The sequence below is a fragment of the Xanthomonas cissicola genome (assembly GCF_008801575.1).
Lineage (GTDB): Bacteria > Pseudomonadota > Gammaproteobacteria > Xanthomonadales > Xanthomonadaceae > Xanthomonas > Xanthomonas cissicola.
In genome coordinates this window covers 1-5,717 of sequence record NZ_VZPL01000122.1, presented here as the reverse complement: position 1 = coordinate 5,717, position 5,717 = coordinate 1, and the positions used below count along the sequence as shown (strand labels likewise).

Annotated in this window: 4 protein-coding genes and 2 pseudogenes; 2 read left to right on the top strand and 4 right to left on the bottom strand. The window is 63.4% G+C overall.

From position 1 onward, the window contains the following. On the bottom strand, positions 1-187 hold a 187-nt coding region (locus F7R02_RS23795; protein ID WP_151210039.1), incomplete at its 3' end, for a transposase. 42 nt (positions 188-229) lie between these two features. Between F7R02_RS23795 and F7R02_RS23790 the strand changes: the two are divergent. Together F7R02_RS23790 and F7R02_RS23785 are read left to right on the top strand one after the other, a co-directional pair. Then, a pseudogene (locus tag F7R02_RS23790) lies at positions 230-787 on the top strand (DUF3182 family protein); the annotation flags it as partial. Further along, complete coding sequence (locus F7R02_RS23785; protein WP_151210237.1) at positions 787-1,656, top strand: alpha/beta hydrolase family protein; 870 nt, start codon at positions 787-789, stop codon at positions 1,654-1,656. The pseudogene F7R02_RS23790 and the gene F7R02_RS23785, both read left to right, overlap by 1 nt. A gap of 275 nt (positions 1,657-1,931) precedes the next feature. Here the strand turns inward: F7R02_RS23785 and F7R02_RS23780 are convergent. The 3 genes and pseudogenes from F7R02_RS23780 to F7R02_RS23770 all read right to left on the bottom strand — a co-directional run bounded on the left by F7R02_RS23780 (position 1,932) and on the right by F7R02_RS23770 (position 5,357). Further along, positions 1,932-2,732: pseudogene (locus F7R02_RS23780) on the bottom strand (hypothetical protein). A 222-nt stretch (positions 2,733-2,954) separates the two neighbouring features. After that, positions 2,955-4,178 carry an RtcB family protein gene (locus F7R02_RS23775; RefSeq protein ID WP_167521100.1) on the bottom strand — a complete coding sequence of 408 codons (1,224 nt, stop codon included), beginning with the start codon at positions 4,176-4,178 and terminating at the stop codon, positions 2,955-2,957. Between the two features lie 54 nt (positions 4,179-4,232). Beyond that, the gene (locus F7R02_RS23770) at positions 4,233-5,357 is read right to left on the bottom strand and encodes a slipin family protein (RefSeq protein WP_151210233.1); all 1,125 of its coding nucleotides are present in this window, start codon (positions 5,355-5,357) and stop codon (positions 4,233-4,235) included. Positions 5,358-5,717: the final 360 nt, after the last annotated feature.

The window sequence follows — 5,717 nt, the reverse complement described above, 5'->3', positions numbered from 1 at the left end:
AACGGTTCATGCGTGTGTAGACCGTATGCCAGTTGCCAAAGCGCTTGGGTAGGCCGCGCCATTTGCAGCCATGCTCGGCAACGTAAAGGATGGCGTTGACCACTTGCAGGTTGGTCATGCTGACATTGCCGCGCTGCGCCGGCAGGCAGTGTTCGATCAGAGAAAATTGTGCTGGCGTGATCTCCATGCCCAATAGTTTAATCGCTCGGGCCATTAGTGTTAACAGGCCCTAGGTACGCATGGCGGCGTGCTTGAGCGCAATATCTTGCAGCCAATGACGCACAGCGTGGGCGAGTTGTGTCTTGCCGGCGTCCAGATTGCGTACTACGGCACGCAATGCAGCGTGCCCAATGCGGACGGCAGCGATGTCTACGGCGGCTCGTCGTTGCGCGTCTACCGCGGGTCGTTGGAGGCATTGATGGCGACAGCCTTGCCATCGCTCGAGCGGCGGGTGGTCGAACAGGCGTGCAGCTATGATCGAGGCATCACCGCGGCTTATCCTGAGCTGCAGATTTCCCGCCGCAACTACGATGTGGTCAGCGGGCAGGATGCGGGCAACGTTCCGGTATGCGGCGTACTGGAACAATCCTGGCGAATCGGGGGCGCAACCCCGGCCGAACTCGCTGCAATTGCCGCGTTTCAGCAAGATCCCGCATTGCAGTGGGTCAGTGCGTCCACTCACGAAATCTATGCGGGCGAGCCGCCGACCGATGCGCAGGTCTACTACCGCGCAACCCAACCCGGCCCTGGGCCGCGTTACAAATACAGGAGGATCTCTGCAACGTAATGGAAGCCAAACTTTCCAGTATCGACATTCCGGTCGGCAACGACGCACTCAGTGGCACCTTGCTCACGCCTTCAGGTATGCCTGCAGTGTTGTTCGTGCACGGCTGGGGCGGCAGCCAACACCACAGCCTGGTACGTGCGCGCGAGGCGGCAGGCCTGGGCTGCATCTGCATGACCTTCGATCTGCGTGGGCATGAGGGTTATGCATCGATGCGCCAGACCGTGACACGCGCGCAGAACCTGGACGACATCAAGGCCGCGTACGATCAATTGGCGAGCCTGCCGTACGTGGATGTGCAGTCGATCGCAGTGGTCGGCCTGAGTTACGGGGGCTATTTGTCCGCATTGCTGACGCGCGAACGCCCGGTGGAATGGCTGGCGTTGCGATCTCCTGCGCTCTACAAGGACGCGCACTGGGATCAACCCAAGGTCAGCCTGAACGCCGACCCGGACCTGATGGCGTACCGCCAGCAGCGCCTGCATCCGGCCGATAACATCGCCTTGGCCGCCTGCGCCGAGTACAAGGGCGATGTGCTGTTGGTGGAAGCCGAACACGATGTGATCGTGCCGCAGCCGGTGCTGCACAACTATGCGCAAGCGTTCGTGCAGGCGCGTTCGCTCACATCGCGCGTCATCGCTGGCGCGGACCATGCGCTCAGCATCAAGGAACACCAGCAGCAATACACGCGTGCACTGATCGACTGGCTGACCGAAATGGTCGTGGGACGTCGGATCGCATTGGCCAAGGAGGTGGTGGCCACGCGCAAGCAGCTGCTCAAGGATCAGCAAGGTGCCGCTGCGACCTCTTTGGAACAGGCCGCTCCGGTCTTTCGTGGCGACATCCGTGCGGTGGAGAAGACCGCAGATTAGTTGTCCGGGACGAGATGGCGCGCAAGCCCGATGGGGGCGTGCATCCGTCGCCTTCTCGGCCTGTTGATGCCCAGCGCGCGCGGACTGTCGTGTGGGTTGCTCAACTCGGAATGCTCAACTCGGAATGCATGTCGCATCGATGCGCCCTGAGTGCCGCCGAGCGAGCAATGGAACTTGCATCGCTCCACCACGCGGAACGGGCCCCAACGGGCCCGCCCTGGTTCAGCGCGTTGCGCTCGCCGCGGCGCTTATTACAGCGCCGCGGCGATCACACTTTAAACGCGCGGGTCGGTCGGGTGACGGCGCGCGGCTGCATCGTGATGCTCGGAATCGAACGCTTCGCGCACCGCGTGCTTGGCCTTTTCCCAGCTCAGGCGTGAATTTGCCTTGAAGCGATCCCAGCCATCGCCTAGATCGCGTTCCAGGTGGTCGTCCCACTGGCGGCCGGCGTGCTACTGGCGCGCCTGCATGCCATAGCGGTAGGCCGGGCGATAGTCGTCATAGGAATAGTCGGCATCGCGGTAGCTGGCGCTGTCGAAGCGGCCTGCGTAGTGCGTGTCGCTGTCGCGATAGACAGTGTGGGTACGGTCCGCACGCTCCCATGCGTCGCGTGCTGCAAGCCGGGCTTCGTCCCATTCCAGGCGCGATTGCCCGCGGTTACGCGGCCATTCGCCGGCCAACGTGGCTTCGGTTTCTTCCCACGTGCTGGTGGGGCGGGTCTCACGTGCCTGCAAACCGAATCCGTAGACGGTTGCGTAATCGCGATCGTAGTCGGTGCCTTCCTTGTAGTAAGGACGATTGCGGTGCTCCTGGCGCCAGTATTCTGTCTCCACAGTGGGGTCGAGCCGTTCGGCCACGCCTTTGCCAGCCGCAGCGCCAGCAACCACACCGGCTGCTGCACCGATCAAGGTGCCGAGCGGCCCGAACACCGTGCCTGCGAGCGCGCCTGCTGCCGCACCGCCGGCGATGCCGCCCACACCGACGCCGACCGGATGCGAACCGGGCGCACCGGAGATGGGGTCGCGGTTCAAGTCCCTCGCTTCTTCCTTGCGTTCCTGCTTGTCGAGATTGCTCATACCGCCTCCGGTTATCTAATGGATGCGCCCTGGAGATCAGACCGCGAACGAGGCGCCACGATGGCGTCGAAAGAGTGAAACGCGCGTGCTTTGATGTGAGCGCCATCGCGACATGACTGAACTGTGCACCGCATTGCGGATGAGGTTGCTCACCCGCTCGCGCAACGTGTCTGCAACAAAAAGGGCCGCTAATGCGGCCCTTTTCCATTCCTTGATGGACAGCTATCCCTTGATGCACACCACTTGGCGCAAGGTGTGCAGCACCTCGACCAGATCCTGCTGCGCCGCCATCACCGCATCGATGGACTTGTACGCCGCAGGCGACTCATCGATCACTGCCGCGTCCTTGCGGCATTCCACATGTGCGGTGGCCTCCCGATGCTGTGCCAGGGTGATCTGCGCGCGTGCAGCGGTCCTGCTCATCACACGCCCTGCGCCGTGGCTGCAGCTGTGGAAACTGTCGGCATTGCCCAACCCACGTACGATGTAGCTGCGCGTGCCCATGCTACCCGGAATGATGCCCAGCTCGCCGGCACGAGCGCTCACCGCTCCCTTGCGTGTGATCAACAATTCCTCGCCACCGTGCGTTTCCTTCTGCACGTAGTTGTGGTGGCAATTGACTGCGAGCTTTTCTAGCTGGAATTTCGGCAGGCGGTGACGCATCTCGGCCAGCACGCGCGCCATCATCGCCTCACGATTTTCGCGGGCGTAATCCTGCGCCCAAGACACCGCTTCGACGTATTCGTCGAACAAGGGCTCGCCCTGCATGAAGAAGGCCAGGTCCTTGTCGGGTAGATGGAAGCCCAGCACGCGATGTGCCAGTTGCTCACGCGCGCGCTCGATGAAGTACGTGCCGATCAGGTTGCCGGTGCCGCGCGACCCGCTGTGCAGCATCACCCATACAGCATCGGTTTCATCCAGGCAGATCTCGATGAAGTGGTTGCCGCCGCCTAGCGTGCCGATCTGGCAGTCCAGCTTGTCGGTACGGATGCGCTTGTGCTGCTGCTTGATCGCATCCAGGCGCTGCACCAGCCCGGACTGCGCAATGCGGCTCTCAATGCTGTCCGGCAGCTTGCGATGCTCGCCGCCACGGCCGTTGCCCACCGGCACGCTGCGCTCGATGCTGGCACGCAACTGCGCCAGATTGTCGGGCAGGTCGTTGGCGCGCAGTGTGGTGCGCACTGCAGCCATGCCGCAGCCGATATCCACGCCGACCGCCGCCGGGATGATGGCGCCACGGGTCGGAATCACCGAGCCCACGGTTGCGCCCTTGCCCAGATGCACGTCTGGCATCACCGCGACCCACGGACCGACAAACGGTACCGCCGCGATATTGCGCAGCTGCGCATGTGCCTGTTCTTCCAGGGGCACGCCGCGTACCCAGCCCTTGATCGGGGTCGTGCTGCCTTCGGCGTGCAGAAATTCAAAGTGTTGCGATGTACTCATTGTTGTCATTCCCTTGCGGCAGTGCGTGGCAGATCCTTCCGCCACGCACTACCTTCATTGCCTGATCGTCACCAATTGCTTCAGCACGCCATCCAGGCCGCCGAACACGGTGAGCTTGTCGATCTTTTCGGTGACCTTTTCCAGCGCCTCCAGTTCCTTCAAACGCATCAGCACCGGGCTGTCCTCGATCAACTTGGCGGTGTTGAGCAACGAGCGCGTGGCATTGGCCTCTTCGCGCCGACGGATGACGTTGGCTTGCGCCTGCTTCTCCGCCTGCACGACCGCGTTGAGGATCTCGCGCATCTCGCCCGGCAGGATCACGTCCTTGACGCCGACGCCCAGCACCTCGATGCCGAAGCCGCTCACGCTGCCCCGCACATACCCGAAGATATCTGCATCCAGGCAGGCCTTGTCGCCCAACAACTCGTCCAGCGTCTTGGCCGAGACCGCGCGCCGCAAGCCGTACTGCAACTCGCGATACAGGTAATCGCCGGCCTTGGCCACGCGTGTGCGCATCGCCACCGCATCGGTGACGCGCATGCTGGCGGCCAGGTTGACCCGCAACGACACCTTGTCGCGCGTCAACAGCTCCTGCCCGGACACTTCGACCGACTGCACGCGCAGATCGATCACGTCGGTGGCGATGTTCTTCTGGAAGTTCCAGAACGCATACGCCCCCGGCCCGAACGGTGCAACCAGCTTGCCGTCGACGAACACCAGTCCCTGCGACTCGGCCGGCACGTCCATGCAGACCGCCACGCGCGACAGCGTGCCGAGCTGACGCAGCCTGCGTTGCACATCGACGGGCACCTGCAGCCCCTCGCCCAATGGCAGGGTCTGCAGCTCGATTGCCGCCGGACCACGCCAGTACAGCGTGCGCGTGCCCGGTGGCAGCACGTCGTCGAGCTTGCCGTTGCGGATCAGCAAGCCGACCTGCGCGGTGCCGATGTCGGCCAGCACGAAGTGTTGCGGCAGGGTGCTGCCGAGCGTGTCGATCAGCATCTCCGCGTCGCGGCCCACATAGGCGCCTTGCGTGATGGCATGGACGATGACCTCGCTGCGACCCAACGGGTCGAACAGGCGATAGACGCCGGGGACGAGCACGCGCTCGAACCGACGGTTTCGATACACCAGGCCGCGCTCGCCGTCACCGATCACGACCCGCTTGGTCCAGAACATGGCACTTCTCCTTAGGTTTGGCTCCGGTGGTCCGATCCGGGGCTACAGCCGTCCCGCTGCCCGGATCGGACTGCTGGCGGAACGTGTGCCGATGCAACGCGGCGTTGAAAGGTGGAAACGCCGGTGACGGCGGCTGTGCGGGGCGCAATGCGCTGTTGGCGCCTGCAAGTGCGTGACTGCCGCGGTGCGATGTGCTGCGTCGCGGTCGCGAACGGCGGAGCACGCGCGTTTAGGGAAGCTCTGAACAACGCACCACAGATACGCGACACTACCCGCCTCATCATGTAGAGGATCATCTATGCAGCTGACGTTCGGTGACGCTGAGGGCCTGGGCAAGCGCAAGCAGACCCGGCGCGAGAT

Coding starts and splice junctions, on each gene's coding strand:
- F7R02_RS23785 (WP_151210237.1), top strand. CDS start 787: ATGGAAGCCAAACTTTCCAGTATCGACATTCCGGTCGGCAACGACGCA.
- F7R02_RS23775 (WP_167521100.1), bottom strand. CDS start 4,178: ATGAGTACATCGCAACACTTTGAATTTCTGCACGCCGAAGGCAGCACG.
- F7R02_RS23770 (WP_151210233.1), bottom strand. CDS start 5,357: ATGTTCTGGACCAAGCGGGTCGTGATCGGTGACGGCGAGCGCGGCCTG.